This is a genomic window from Pararhodobacter sp. (assembly GCF_036802785.1).
GTDB lineage: Bacteria > Pseudomonadota > Alphaproteobacteria > Rhodobacterales > Rhodobacteraceae > Pararhodobacter.
In genome coordinates this window covers 51,264-64,482 of sequence record NZ_DAIRVN010000018.1, presented here as the reverse complement: position 1 = coordinate 64,482, position 13,219 = coordinate 51,264, and the positions used below count along the sequence as shown (strand labels likewise).

At 67.2% G+C, this 13,219-nt stretch carries 13 protein-coding genes; 6 read left to right on the top strand and 7 right to left on the bottom strand.

Annotated features, from left to right (window positions below; translation table 11 throughout):
* The 3 genes from puuE to V7Q53_RS08740 form a co-directional block, all read left to right on the top strand.
* Positions 1-1,403: allantoinase PuuE (puuE, locus tag V7Q53_RS08750; RefSeq protein WP_333828152.1), on the top strand; the 1,403-nt coding region annotated here is incomplete at its 5' end.
* Entirely contained in the window at positions 1,400-2,236 is an 837-nt protein-coding gene (locus V7Q53_RS08745) for a bifunctional allantoicase/(S)-ureidoglycine aminohydrolase (RefSeq protein ID WP_333828151.1), read from the top strand. The genes puuE and V7Q53_RS08745, both read left to right, overlap by 4 nt.
* Positions 2,237-2,345: 109 nt before the next feature.
* Positions 2,346-2,852: an ureidoglycolate lyase gene (locus V7Q53_RS08740; protein WP_333828150.1), complete on the top strand. Its 507-nt coding sequence runs from the start codon at positions 2,346-2,348 to the stop codon at positions 2,850-2,852.
* Between the two features lie 87 nt (positions 2,853-2,939).
* Here V7Q53_RS08740 and V7Q53_RS08735 read toward each other — a convergent pair whose 3' ends face one another.
* Entirely contained in the window at positions 2,940-4,058 is a 1,119-nt protein-coding gene (locus V7Q53_RS08735) for a zinc ABC transporter substrate-binding protein (protein WP_333828149.1), read from the bottom strand.
* Between the two features lie 109 nt (positions 4,059-4,167).
* Between V7Q53_RS08735 and V7Q53_RS08730 the strand changes: the two genes are divergently transcribed.
* From V7Q53_RS08730 to V7Q53_RS08720, 3 genes are read left to right on the top strand one after another with little or no spacing between them, the layout of a single operon-like run.
* A complete protein-coding gene (locus V7Q53_RS08730) occupies positions 4,168-4,647 on the top strand; it encodes a Fur family transcriptional regulator (protein WP_333828148.1) in 480 nt (159 codons plus the stop codon).
* Positions 4,644-5,537: a metal ABC transporter ATP-binding protein gene (locus V7Q53_RS08725; RefSeq protein WP_333828147.1), complete on the top strand. Its 894-nt coding sequence runs from the start codon at positions 4,644-4,646 to the stop codon at positions 5,535-5,537. The genes V7Q53_RS08730 and V7Q53_RS08725 overlap by 4 nt, the downstream gene beginning before the upstream one ends.
* Positions 5,527-6,327: an iron chelate uptake ABC transporter family permease subunit gene (locus tag V7Q53_RS08720; protein ID WP_333828155.1), complete on the top strand. Its 801-nt coding sequence runs from the start codon at positions 5,527-5,529 to the stop codon at positions 6,325-6,327. Before V7Q53_RS08725 ends, V7Q53_RS08720 begins: the two co-directional genes overlap by 11 nt.
* A 94-nt stretch (positions 6,328-6,421) precedes the next feature.
* Here V7Q53_RS08720 and V7Q53_RS08715 read toward each other — a convergent pair whose 3' ends face one another.
* Genes V7Q53_RS08715 through mreC form a run of 6 tightly spaced genes read right to left on the bottom strand, consistent with a single transcriptional unit; the run spans position 6,422 to position 13,194 of the window.
* Positions 6,422-7,714 (bottom strand): NAD(P)/FAD-dependent oxidoreductase, encoded by a 1,293-nt coding sequence (locus tag V7Q53_RS08715; RefSeq protein WP_333828146.1) that lies wholly within the window; start codon positions 7,712-7,714, stop codon positions 6,422-6,424.
* The gene (locus V7Q53_RS08710) at positions 7,686-8,621 is read right to left on the bottom strand and encodes a 2-hydroxyacid dehydrogenase (protein ID WP_333828145.1); all 936 of its coding nucleotides are present in this window, start codon (positions 8,619-8,621) and stop codon (positions 7,686-7,688) included. Before V7Q53_RS08710 ends, V7Q53_RS08715 begins: the two co-directional genes overlap by 29 nt.
* Positions 8,618-9,766, bottom strand: a complete 1,149-nt coding sequence (rodA, locus tag V7Q53_RS08705; RefSeq protein ID WP_333828144.1) for a rod shape-determining protein RodA — start codon at positions 9,764-9,766, stop codon at positions 8,618-8,620. Before rodA ends, V7Q53_RS08710 begins: the two co-directional genes overlap by 4 nt.
* Positions 9,763-11,712, bottom strand: coding sequence for a penicillin-binding protein 2 (gene mrdA / locus V7Q53_RS08700; RefSeq protein WP_333828143.1), 1,950 nt, complete (start codon positions 11,710-11,712; stop codon positions 9,763-9,765). The genes rodA and mrdA overlap by 4 nt, the downstream gene beginning before the upstream one ends.
* The gene (locus tag V7Q53_RS08695) at positions 11,709-12,248 is read right to left on the bottom strand and encodes a rod shape-determining protein MreD (protein ID WP_333828142.1); all 540 of its coding nucleotides are present in this window, start codon (positions 12,246-12,248) and stop codon (positions 11,709-11,711) included. Before V7Q53_RS08695 ends, mrdA begins: the two co-directional genes overlap by 4 nt.
* On the bottom strand, positions 12,241-13,194 hold the full coding sequence (gene mreC / locus V7Q53_RS08690; RefSeq protein ID WP_333828141.1) for a rod shape-determining protein MreC: 954 nt from the start codon (positions 13,192-13,194) through the stop codon (positions 12,241-12,243). Before mreC ends, V7Q53_RS08695 begins: the two co-directional genes overlap by 8 nt.
* Between the last annotated feature and the right edge of the window lie 25 nt (positions 13,195-13,219).

Here is a 13,219-nt window from a genome sequence, read left to right as displayed (position 1 = left end):
CTCCCCGATACCCCCGCGATTTCACCGGCCATGGTGCCACACCCCCTGCGGCCCACTGGCCGGGCGGTGCGCGCGTGGCGATCAGCCTTGTACTGAACTATGAGGAAGGGGGCGAGAACAGCCTTCTGCACGGCGATGCCCAGTCCGAGGGCTTTCTGTCTGATATCGCGGGCGCGCAGCCCTGGCCCGGCCAGCGCCACTGGAACATGGAATCGCTTTACGATTACGGCGCGCGGGCGGGCTTCTGGCGTCTGCACCGGCTGTTCACCGGGCGCGCACTGCCGGTGACGATCTATGGCGTCGCCACCGCGCTGGCGCGCAACCCGGTGCAGGTGGCCGCGATGACGGAGGCGGGGTGGGAGATTGCCTCGCACGGGTTGAAATGGGTGGAACACCGCGACATGCCCGAAGAGGAGGAGCGCGCCGCGATTGCCGAGGCCATCCGCCTGCATACCGAGGTGGTGGGCACCCCGCCGCGTGGCTGGTACACCGGGCGCTGCTCGCTGAACACGGTGCGCCTGACGGCCGAAACTGGTGCGTTCGACTGGATTTCAGATACCTATGACGATGATCTGCCCTATTGGGCCGAAACCGGCACCCGCGACCAGTTGATCATCCCCTACACGCTGGAGGCCAATGACATGCGCTTTGCCACCGCGCCGGGCTGGGTGACGGGGCAGGACTTTGGCCAGTACCTGATCGACACATTTGAGACCCTCCATGCCGAGGGCGGGCGCATGTTCTCGGTCGGCCTGCATTGCCGCCTGATCGGGCGGCCGGGCAAGGTGGCGGGGCTGATCCGATTTCTGGACCACGTGGCAGCAAAGGGCGGGGCCTGGTTCGCCACGCGGGGCGAGATTGCCGCGCATTGGGCCGCGCAGCACCCGCACCGGCGCGTTGCGCGCCCCAGCGCGATGGAGCGTGACGCCTTTGTCGCCCGTTTCGGCGGCGTGTTCGAGCATTCACCATGGATCGCGGAACGGGCATGGGCGCTGGAGCTTGGCCCGGCCCATGACAGCGCCACCGGCCTGCACAACGCGCTCGCCCGGATGTTCCGTTCGGCCAGCGCCGATGAGCGGCTGGGCGTTCTGCGCGCCCATCCTGATCTGGCGGGCAAACTGGCGCAGGCCCGGCGGCTGACGGCTGAATCCAGCGCCGAGCAGGCCTCGGTCGGACTGGATGCCCTGACCGACGAGGAACGCGCCGGTTTTGAGGCGTTGAATGCCGCTTACGTCACCAAATTCGGCTTCCCGTTCATCATCGCCGTGCGCGACAACACCAAAGCCTCGATCCTTGCCGCCTTTCACCAGCGGCTTGCCAGTGACACGGATACCGAATTCACCACCGCCTGCGCCCAGGTCGAACGGATCGCCGCGCTGCGCCTGAAGGACATGCTGCCATGAGCTATTACGCCCCTAAGGGCGGCCTGCCGCCGCAAACAGCGCTCATGACCCAGCGCGCGGTTTTCACCGATGCCTATGCCGTCATCCCACGCGGCTGCTTTTCCGATATCGTCACCAGCTTTCTGCCCGGCTGGCGCAAGACCCGGCTCTGGATGATCGCGCGCCCCCTGTCCGGCTTTGCCGAGACCTTCAGCCAGTATGTGATGGAAGTGCAGCCCGGCGGCGGCGCAGATGCGCCCGATGCCGAGGAGGGGGCGCAGCATGTGCTCTTCGTCACCGCTGGCCTGCTGACGCTGCGGGTGGATGGCCGGGCCTTTGACCTTGATGCGGGCGGCTATGCCTATATCCCCCCCGGCGCGCGCTGGACGCTTCTGGCCGAGGGGCATGAACCCGCCCGCTTCCACTGGTATCGCAAGATATGGCAATCCGCCGCCGGGGTTGAGCGGCCTGAGGTCTTTGTCACCAATGAGCGCGACATCGCGCCGCACGCCATGCCCGACACCGACGGGCGCTGGGCGACAACCCGCTTTGTCGATCCGGAGGATCTGCGCCATGACATGCATGTGAACATCGTCACCTTCCAGCCCGGTGGGGTGATTCCGTTCGAGGAAACGCATGTCATGGAGCACGGGATCTATGTGCTTGAGGGCAAGGCCGTCTACAAACTCAACCGCGACTGGGTCGAGGTCGAGGCCGGTGATTTCCTCTGGCTGCGCGCCTACTGCCCGCAGGCCTGCTATGCCGCCGGGCCGGGGCCGTTCCGCTACCTGCTCTACAAGGATGTCAACCGCCACGCCCGCCTGCGCAGCCCATGGCCCGGCCCCGCAGCGTGAGGGTGCTGTTTTATCATCTGTTCATAAATATCCCACGGGGGTCCGGGGGTGTGAAACCCCCGGGATTGCCAAGCGAAACCCGGCCTCCCTTCTGGCGCGAAAGCCTTCCATGAACCGCATCTTCCGCACCGAACCTCTGACCGCCCCGGCCTTCGCCCCTTTCGGCGAGGTGCTTGAGGCCACGGGCAGCCCGGACAGGCTGATCAATCAGGGCCTCTGCGGCCGTTTCCATGACCGCGCCGTGCTGGATTTCGGGCCTGAGACCCTGCCGGCGGGCCGTGCCGGCATCTCGCTTTTCCACGCCGAGCCCCGTTCGCTGCCCTACCGGCTTGAGTTGGTCGAGCGTCATCCGGAGGGCTCGCAGGCCTTCCTGCCGATGACGCAGCATCCGTTTCTGGTGATCGTGACAGAGCACCCCGAAGCGAAGCCGCGCGCCTTCCTGACCAATGGGGCACAGGGCATCAACCTGCGGCGCGGCACCTGGCACGGGGTGCTGACCCCGCTGGCAGCACCCGGCCTTTTTGCGGTGGTGGACCGGATCGGCACCAGCCCCAATCTGGAAGAGCACTGGTTCGACAGCCCCTGGCTGGTCGTCAGCGGTGCGGGGCAGGCCTGAGATCGTTGTTTGCGCGCCCGTTATCAGCGGTGACGCCCGCGCCGGTTGGAAGGGACCACCGGCGCCAGGCACCCGGCTGGCGCGGGGTCAGTTCCCGGTCGCGCAGTCTGCAATCGTCTGCGCCATGTCGCGCATCATCGTTTCATAAAGCGCCGGGCCGGGCTCCAGTGCGGTGCCTGCCGGGTCAAGCGGGCGGCCGACGCGCAGCGCGCTGCCTTCGATCACCAGCGCGACATAGGCGTCGGGGTGGTTTGCCTCTGGGAAGATGCATTCCGCCCCGGCCTGTTCAAGATTGGCGCGGATGGTGCTGAGGCGGGCGGCACCCGGGGTGGCCGCATCGCCCAGCGTGATCGAGCCCAGCACGTTCAGCCCGAAGCTTTCGGCAAGGTAGCCATAAGCGTCATGATAGACCACGATGCCGGTATCGCGGGCCGGTTCAAGGATGGTCTCCATCTCGGATTTCAGCGCGGTGATCCGCTCCTGCGCCGCCTGCGCATTGCTGCGATAGGTCGCGGCATTTCCGGGGTCCAGCGTGGCAAGCTCTTCGGCGATGGCGGCAAGCCAGGTCCGGGCGTTGTCAGGGTTCAGCCATGCATGTGCGTCGATGGCGCCATGAGAGTGGTCGTGGCTGTGCCCGTGATCATGGTCGCTGTGGTCGTGTTCAGCGTGATCATGATCGCCGTGGGAATGGTCGCCATGGTCCTCATCCTCATGCTCGTCATGGCCGTCGTCATCATGGGCATGCCCGTGGTCGTCATGCCCGTGATCATCATGATCATGCTCTTCATCTTCATGATCATCATGCCCGTGATCCTCATGCGCATGCCCATGCTGATCACCCGCCAGCAGCCGCGATTCGGCGTAGGGTTGCAGTTGCGTGCCCTCGACGGCCAGCAGTTCCAGCACCTGCCCGTCGCTCAGCGCGTCGGTCGTGCGGCCCAGCCAGGGGGTCAGGTCCGGCCCGATCCAGACCACCAGACCGGCGCCCGCAACGGCGCGGGCCTGCGAGGGGCGCAACTGGAAATGATGCGGGTCAGCGCCGCGATCCAGCAGCAGATCAGGCGTTCCCACCCCGTCCATCACCTGCGCGACCAGCGCGTGCGTCACCGGGATGTCGGTGATCACCGCAGGGGTCTGGGCGTGAAGCGAGGTTGCGGCGAAAAGAGCGGCGAGGCTGGCGCCGGAGCGGAGGGTAAGGTATCGCATGGGGCAGTCCGTTCTTCGTTTTTCACTGAGGGCGCGTTGATTGCCTTAAGTGTCATGTTATATGGTAACAAGTCAACCGCAGCGCCCCGAAAACCCCGCAGGATTGCCCATGTCGAGCTCAGCCTTCCAACCGCATGATCATGGCCGCTGCGTTACCTCGGCGCTGGCACAGGCCGAAAGCGTGGTGGCCGCGCGCGGCCTGCGCCTGACCCCGGTGCGGCGGCGCACGCTGGAGATATTGCTGGAGCGTCACGGCGCGATGGGGGCCTATGACGTGCTTGAACGGCTGGCCGAGGACGGATTCGGCCATCAGCCGCCGGTGGCCTACCGCGCGCTGGAATTTCTGGTGGAAGCGGGGCTGGTGCACCGCATCCGGCGGATCAATGCTTTCGCGGCCTGCCTGCATCCGGGTGAGGACCATCACGCGGCGTTCCTGATCTGCCGGGGCTGCAATGCGGTGGCCGAAATCCCGGCAGCGCGGCTGCGCGCGGTAATGGATGCCGGCGCCGCCGAGGCCGATTTCGTCATTGAACGGGTAAGCATGGAGGCATCGGGCCTGTGCCCGGAATGCCGGGCAGCCGAAGCATGAGCGCGGCCCACGCTGTAAAGGCAGCGACGCCTGCACCCCTGATCCTGTCCGAGGGGGTCAGCGTGGCCTATGGCGCCGCGCAGCCGGTACTGACCGGTATCAATTTCGCAATCCGGCCGGGCGAGATTGTCACGGTGGTGGGACCCAACGGATCGGGCAAATCGACCTTTCTGCGGGCGGTGCTGGGGATGATCGCGCCCAGTGCCGGGCGGGTCTGGCGGGCGCCGGGGCTGCGGGTGGGCTATGTGCCACAGCGCCTGCATCTGGACCCCAACCTGCCCCTGACGGTGACGCGCTTCCTTCGGTTGCTGCAGCCGCTGAGCGCGGCCGAGGTGGCCGCCTTGCTGGAGCGGGTGGGCGTGCCGGGGCTGGCCGGGCGGACGATGGGCACGCTGTCAGGCGGGCAGTTCCAGCGGGTGCTGCTGGCGCAGGCGCTGGCCGGTCAGCCGCAGATTCTGGTGCTGGATGAGCCGACACAGGGGCTGGACCAGCCCGGCGTCGCCGCCTTCTACCGGCTGATCGAGGATGTGCGGCGCGAGTTCGGCTGCGCGGTGCTGTCGGTCAGCCATGATCTGCATGTGGTGATGAGCGCCTCGGACCGGGTGATCTGCCTCAACGGCCATATCTGCTGCGAGGGCACGCCGCATGTGGTGTCGAACGCACCGGAATACCGCGCGTTGTTCGGGCTGGGGACACAGGGCGCGCTGGCACTTTATCAACATCACCATGACCATGAGCACGGGCTGGAGCATCAGGAAGGCCACTTATCCGACCCTTTGCATGGTCACAGTCATGATCATGGCCATGATCACGCACACGGACACGCACACGGACACGCGCAGGGGAAACCGCACAGCCATCAGGACGGGGCGGGGCATGATCATCGATGATTTCATCCTGCGGGCGGCCCTTGCCGGACTGATGGTGGCGCTGGCGGCGGGGCCGCTGGGCTGTTTCGTGGTCTGGCGGCGGATGGCCTATTTCGGCGATGCCACCGCGCATGCCGCGATTCTGGGCGTGGCGCTGGCGCTGGCCTTCTCGGTCTCGGTCTTTCTGGGCACCTTGGTTACCGCGCTGGTGATGGCGGTGGTTGTCTCCACACTGGCGGGGCGGGGCTGGGCGATGGATACCACGCTGGGCGTGCTGGCCCATTCGGCGCTGGCGCTGGGGCTGGTGGCGGTGTCGTTCCTGCCGGGGGTGCGGGTGGATCTGACGGTCTATCTGTTCGGCGATATCCTGACGGTCAGCCGCACCGACCTGATGGTGATCGCCGCAGGGGCCGCGCTGGTGACGGGGTTGATGCTGTGGCGCTGGCGCCCGCTTCTGGCCGCGACGATCAGCGAGGATCTGGCCCAGAGCGCAGGGCTGAACCCCGCGCGCGAGCGGCTGGTGCTGGTGCTGGCGCTGGCGATCACGGTGGCGGTGGCGCTGAAGGTGGTGGGCGCGCTGCTGATCGCGGCGATGCTGATCATTCCGGCAGCCGCCGCGCGGGTCTATGCGCGCACGCCTGAGGGGATGGCCGTGCTGGCGGTGCTGCTGGGGGCTGCGGCGGTGTTGCTGGGGCTGGGCCTGTCGATGCAGGTCGACACGCCTGCGGGGCCGAGCATCGTATCGGCGGCGGCGGCGTTTTTTGCGGGCTCGGTCGGTGGTGCGGGGATCTGGCGGATGGCCCGGCGGTGAGCGCGCAGGGGGGCTTTGCCCCCCGCCTTCGGCGCCCCCCAGGATATTTGTGAACAGGTGAGGGGGCCTGCGCGGTGCCCCGGTGTGCTGGGCTTCAACCTGCACTGCGGCGGGTGAAACGCGCAGCGCTGTAGGGGGCAGGGTCAAGCGCGGGTGGGCGCCCGGCGATCATATCGGCCAGCATCCCGGCGGTGCGCGGCGCCAGTGTAAGGCCGATATGCCCATGCCCGAAGGCGAGCCATGCGCCCGGTGCCTGCGGGCCAGCGGGGCCGATGACCGGCAGGCTGTCCGGCAGCGAGGGGCGCAGGCCCATCCAGCGGCGCGCGACCGGCGGCAGACCGGGGAAGACGGCGCGCGCGCCCTTTTCCAGCTGATCCCAGCGGTGGGGAGAGGGCGGGGCATGGAGGCCGCCCAGCTCCACCGTGCCCGCCGCGCGCAACCGGCCCTGCATCGGTGTGAGGTAAAAGCCGAAGCGGTCAGGGCAGAGCGGGCGGGCGAGCGGCATTGCATCCTCGGGCAGGTCAAATTCGAGGTGATAGCCGCGTTCGGTATCGAGCGGAATGGCAAGGCCCAAGGCGAGCGCCAGCCCCTGCGACCATGCGCCCGCCGCAAGCACGATCTGTTCCGCGCTGTGCGTGGCACCGCTGTCGAGCGCCATGCGCCAGCCCCCTGCGGTGCGGCTGAGGGCGCTGAGCGTGGCGTCGATGCGCTGAACGCCCCGCGCCTGCGCGGTGGCGGCGATACGGGCGAGCATCTGGCCAGGGTCATCAAGGACGCGGGTGCCGGGAAAGTGTGCCGCGCCCGCGAAGCGCCCTTGCGGCAGGCCGGGCTCCAGCCTTTCGAGGGCGGCACCGTCGATCAGTTCGACCGCCACCCCGTGCAGGCGCCGCCTTTCCAGCCCCTCCGCGGCATCGCGCAGGGCGGCAGGGGTATCAAAGGCATAGAGCGCGCCCCGGGGGCGCAGCAGCGTGGCAGCGCCGGTCTCCTGCGCCAGAGCATCCCATAGCGGGCCCGCACCGGCCAGAAGCGGCACCAGCGCGCGGCGGTTGCGCCGCGACGGGCCGGGCAAGGCCTGCCAGCCGAAGCGCAGCAGCCACGGCGCGAGCCGCGCCAGTGACGGGCGGTGGATGGCAAGCGGGCTGAGCGGGTCGAACAGCAGTTGCGGCAGGGCGCGCAGCACACCGGGGGTGGCGACCGGGTCGATGGCGTATTCGGCGATGGTGCCTGCATTGCCGGTGGAGGCCATATGCGGCGCCTCTTGCGGTGCGATCAGGGTGACGGCATGCCCTTCAGTGCAGAGGCGCAGGGCCGTCGTCAGCCCGATGACGCCCGCGCCGATCACCGCGATGTCGGCCATGTCAGTAGCCTGCCGTGCGGTCCACGACATGCAAAAGCGCCTCGCCCGCAAGGCTGCGGCGGATGTTTTCGGCCAGCGCGTGGGCCGCGCTGGAGGGCCGGGTGTCGGCGGCGACATGGGGCGTGACGGTGATGCGGGGATGCGCCCAGAACGGGTGGTCGGGCGGCAGGGGCTCCACCCGGAAGACATCCAGCGTGGCATGGCCCACCCGCCCGCTGGCCAGTGCCGCCAGCAGCGCGTCATCGTCGATCAGCGTGCCGCGCCCGGGGTTGATGAGGGCCGCGCCGCGCGGCAGCAGGCTGAGGGTCTCGGCGTTGAGGGTATTCTCGGTCTCGGGCGTCGAGGGCAGGAGGGTGACGACGATCTGCGCCTGCCTGAGCGCGGCGCGCAGCCCCGCATCGCCGTGCAGGCAGGCAATGCCGGAGACATCCCTGGCGCGACGGCTCCAGCCCAGCACCGGAAAGCCCAGCCCGGCGAGGGCCTTTGCGCAGGCCGTTCCCAGCGCGCCCAACCCCAGCATGGCTACCGGGCGCTCGGACGCCAGCGGCGGCACCACCGGGTTCCAGCGCCCGTTCTGGCTGCTCAGCAGTGCGTCGATGCCCAGATGGGCGCGCAGCACATGGCCGGTGACATATTCGACCATTCCCTGCGTCAGCCCCGGATCAACCATGCGGCACAGCGGCTGGGTCAGGGTGGGGTTGCCCACGATCCGCTCCACCCCGGCCCAGAGGCTGAGCACCGCCTTGCAGCGCGTGAAGGGTGTGAAATCCGGCGGGGTATCGCCGCCTGGAGCATAGAGGATGTAATCGACGGTTTCGGGCGCGGCGGTTGTCACCAGATCGGCGTCGATCTGCGCATCATGGAGGGCGGCGCGCAAGGGCCCCTCCCAATGGGGCCAGCGAGTGACGCCACCGGCAAACAGGATCACGGGTTTCATGGTCGCTCCCTCGGGCGGTGGACGCAGGCGCTTTGGACAAGGCCGAAACCTATCATGATCATGAGCATGGCCGAACCGCCATAGGAAACCAGCGGCAGCGGCACCCCCACCACCGGGGCCAGCCCCATGACCATTGCCATGTTGACGGCGAAATACAGGAAGAAATTGCCCGCCACGCCCAGAATGATCAGCGAGGCAAAGCGTTTGCGGGCCTGAAGCGCGGCAATGACGCAGGTAACGATGATCGCCAGATACAGGATCAGAAGCGACACCCCGCCGATGAAGCCGAATTCCTCGGCCAGGGTGGTGAAGATGAAATCGGTGTGTTTCTCGGGCAGGAAGTTGAGCCGTGACTGCGTTCCCTGCATGAAACCGCGTCCGGACCAGCCGCCAGACCCCAGCGCGATCATCGCCTGATTGATGTGATAGCCCGCGCCAAGCGGGTCAAGGGTGGGGTCAAGGAAGCTGTCGATGCGGCGGAACTGGTAGTCTTTCAGCAACTGCCATTCCGTCCCGCGCGAGGACAGCACCAGTGTGACCAACCCGCCGCCTGCCGCCACCACCACGAAGAAATACCACAGGCTGACTCCGGCAAAGAACATCACCAGCCCGCCGCCGCCCAGGATCAGCAACGAGGTGCCAAGGTCAGGCTGGCGCAGGGTCAGAAAGGCGGGCAGCGCGATGATCAGAACCGCCACAAGCACCCAGAGCGGATGCGAGGTCTTGCGCACGTCAAGCCAGTCATAATAGGCCGCCATCGCCATGATCACCGAGATCTTGGCCAGTTCCGACGGTTGCAGCCGGATCGGCCCCAGCTCAAGCCAGCGCTGCGCGCCCATGCCGACCGATCCGAAGAATTCCACCCCCAGCAGCAGGATCACCGAGAGCGCATAGGCGATCCCCGACATGGAGCGCCAGAACCACAGCGGCACAAAGCCCACGGCAAGCATCACCGCCAGCCCCAGTGCGAAGCGCTTCATCTGCGGCTCTGCCCAGCGCTCCAGATCGCCCCCTGCGACCGAGTACAGCATCAGAAAGCCCACCGAGGCCACCGCCGTCAGCAGCAGCACCAGCGCCCAGTTGACGTGCAGAACCTTGACCAGCCCGGAGGGGGTATGTTTGACGTTATATTCGAGATAGCTCATGCCCGGCCGCGCCCCGAGGCGGGGGTATCAAGCGGACCGATACGCTCGCTGATCTCGCGCAGCATCGATTCGATGCGGTTGCGTTGCGGCTGCGGATAGGCCTCGATCGGAGGCAGTCCACCGGCCTGCGCCGCCAGCATGAGATCGCGGCCGATGGGTGCGGCCGCAGAAGAGCCACCGCCGCCATGCTCAACCACCACCGAAACGGCATAGCGCGGATCCGGATCAGGCCCGAAACCCACGAAAAGCGCGTGGTTACGCCGGTTCCACGGCAACTGATCCTGACTGCGGATGCCTGACGCGCGTTCTGCGGCGGTGATGGAAAACACCTGGCTGGTGCCGGTCTTGCCGCACATGCGCATGCCGTCCTGCACGATACGCGAGGAATACGCGGTGCCGCGCGTGTGGTTGGAACATTCCCACATCCCGCGTTTCACAAGGCTCATGGCAGCGGGCGACAGCCCCAGTGGGGCGTATTCGGGCACCGCCGTCTCTTCGCCGTTGATGGCGCGGACAAGGCGGGGCAGCACGGCGCGGTTGGTGGCCAGCCGCGCCGTCATCACTGCCAGTTGCAACGGTGTGGACAAAACGAAGCCCTGCCCGATGGAGGCATTGACGGTATCGCCGACCAGCCACTCCGCCCCGCGCCGTTCGCGCTTCCATTCGCGCGAGGGGTTCAGCCCCTCGGACATGGAGGAAAACGGCAGGTCGTAACGCACCCCCAGCCCCAGACGCTGCGACATGGCATTGATCCGGTCGATACCGACGCGCTGCGCCATGTCATAGAAGTAGATGTCGCAGCTTTCCGACAGGGCAGTCACCAGATTGACCCGCCCGTGGCCGGAACGGTTCCAGCAATGAAAGCGCCGCCCGGCGATTTCGACATGGCCGGGGCAATAGACGCGCTCCTCCGGCGTGGCGAGCCCGGCATCAAACGCGGCCAGCGCGGTGACCATTTTGAAGGTGGAGCCGGGCGGATAGGCGCCCTGCACCGATTTGTTCGACATCGGGCGATAGATATTCTCGCGCAGTTCGTTGAAATCAGTCACCGAAATGCCGCGCACAAACAGATTGGGGTCAAACGAGGGGGTAGAGGCGATGGCAAGAATGTCGCCTGTCGTCACTTCCAGGATCACCGCCGCCGCGCTTTCCTCATGCAGCCGGGCCATGGTGAAAGCCTGCAACGTGCGGTCAACGGTCAGCTGCACGTTATGGCCCGCATCGCCATCCTGCCGGTCAAGCTCGCGCATTTCGCGGCCCACGGCGTTGACCTCGACCCGCCGGTGCCCGGCGGTTCCCCGCAGTGAATCCTCCATCTCGCGCTCAACCCCGACCTTGCCGATCTGGAAGCGCGGGATCATCAGCAGCGGCTCGGGCGATTCGCGCGCGGCCAGATCGGCCTCCGACACCGGGCCGACATAGCCGACCAGATGGGCGAATTCGGCCTGAAAGGGATAGTGGCGCGAAAAACCGACCTCGGGCGTGATGCCCGGCATGGCGGGGGCATTGGCGGCGACGCGCGCCACCTCTTCCCAGTTCAGGCGGTCGGCGATGGTGACCGGAACAAAGGGTCGGTGGCGCATGATCTCGCGCTCGGCACGGTCGATCTCATCGGGGGTAAGCGCGATGATCTGTGCCAGCCGCTCCAGTGCCGCGCGCGGATCGCCCGCATCCTCGCGCACCAGAACCACGCGGTAATTCTGCACATTATTGGCCAGAATCGTTCCGTGGCGATCCTGAATCAACCCGCGCGCCGGGGGCAGCAGGCGGATGTTGATGCGGTTCTCTTCGGCCAGAAGGCGATACTGATCAGATTCCGCCACCTGCATGGTGCGCATCCGCAGCACCAGCGCGCCGGCAAACACCAGCTGCGCCCCGCCCAGCAGCGCGGCACGCCGCGAGATGGTGCGCACGCTTTCTGCATTGTCCTTTGGTGGCCGTTTCATAGTTTGCGCCCCAGATCATCTACTTCGCCGGTTGCGGGCTTGCGCACCCTGAGCACGAAATGCAGGACCAACACGACGACCGGATAAGCGGCCAGTGTGAAGGCAAGTTTGAGCAGGCTCAAGTCCAGCGGCGGTTGCGGCACCATCACAATCGCAAGAACCAGCCGGTTGGCAAGGGTCATCGCCACGATCACGCCCGAAACCATCGCCCACTCAAGCGCCAGATTGATCTCGCGCACCACCAGCTGGCGACGGCGCAGAAACTCGGTCCCCGCCAGGACCAGCAGTGCCCAAAGGCCGGGCGGGCGCAGCGTGAGCAGGTCTTCGATCAGATAGACTGCGCCGATGACCGGGGCCGGAAGATGTACGGGGCGGCGCAGCAGCCATGCCATGGTCAGGCATAACAGCAGGTCAGGCCCCGGCAGGCCCGTGCCCGTCAGATCCAGCGGCAGAAGGCGCAGGAAGAGCGTGGCGCTCACGATCAGCAGATAGAGCGCCAGAAAGGCCAGCGTATCGAAGCGCAGCGCGTCATTCATCGGCTGTGCCGGTGGTTTCGCTGTCCTCTGCCGGCGTCTGGGCGGCAGGGGCGCCGGTGGCAGGGTCCAGCGGCAGGCCCGTGGCGTCTACCGGGCGCAGCAGGGTGCCCGAATGCCCGATCCGCTCCGCCGGGCGCGAGCGCAGCACGCGCAGAAAATCCAGCCGCCCGTAATCGGCGGCAAGGCGCACCCGCAGGCGACGGTCTGTGCCCTGTAGCACTTCGCCCACCAGCAGCCCGGGCGGGAACACGCCGCCGTCCGAAGCGCTGACCACACGGTCCCCGGGGCGCACGTCATCGGGCGATTCCAGAAACTCCAGCACCGGAACCGGCCCGTTGTCGCCGCTCAGCAGCGCGCGCTGGCCCGAGGGTTGCAGCATCACCGGCACCCGGCTGTTCGAATCGGTCAGCAGGATCACCCGGGATGAGCGCTGGCCGACTCCGGCGATGCGCCCCGCCAAGCCCAGCCCGTCCATCACCGCCCAGCCATCGACGATCCCGTCGCGCGCGCCGACATTGATCAGCACCGATTTGCGGTAAGGTGAGCCCGCATCCGCCATCACCACCCCGGTAACATGCGTCAGCTGCGGGTCCAGCCGCACCTGCGCCAGATCCAGCAGCTGGGCATTGCGCTGCTCAAGCTGTAACGCGGCCTCGCGCCAGGCGCGCATCTGTTGCAATTCGCGGCGAAGCTCCTGGTTCTGCTCATAAATCCGCGCGTAAGAGCGGAAATCCTCGATCATGCGGCTGGCGCGGGTGACGGGGGCCATGGCCCAGTCCATATTGGGCACCACCGCATCGACAAAGGCCATGCGGAAGCGCTCAACCCGTGGGCTGTCGATGCGCCACAACAGGAAGAGGGCGCCAAAGACGATGATCACCACGCCCAGAACGAGCCGGCGCACCGGGCGGACGTAATCAGCCTCGTTCAGACGGTCGTTCGGCACAAGCGGGCCTCGATGGAGCGGCCAG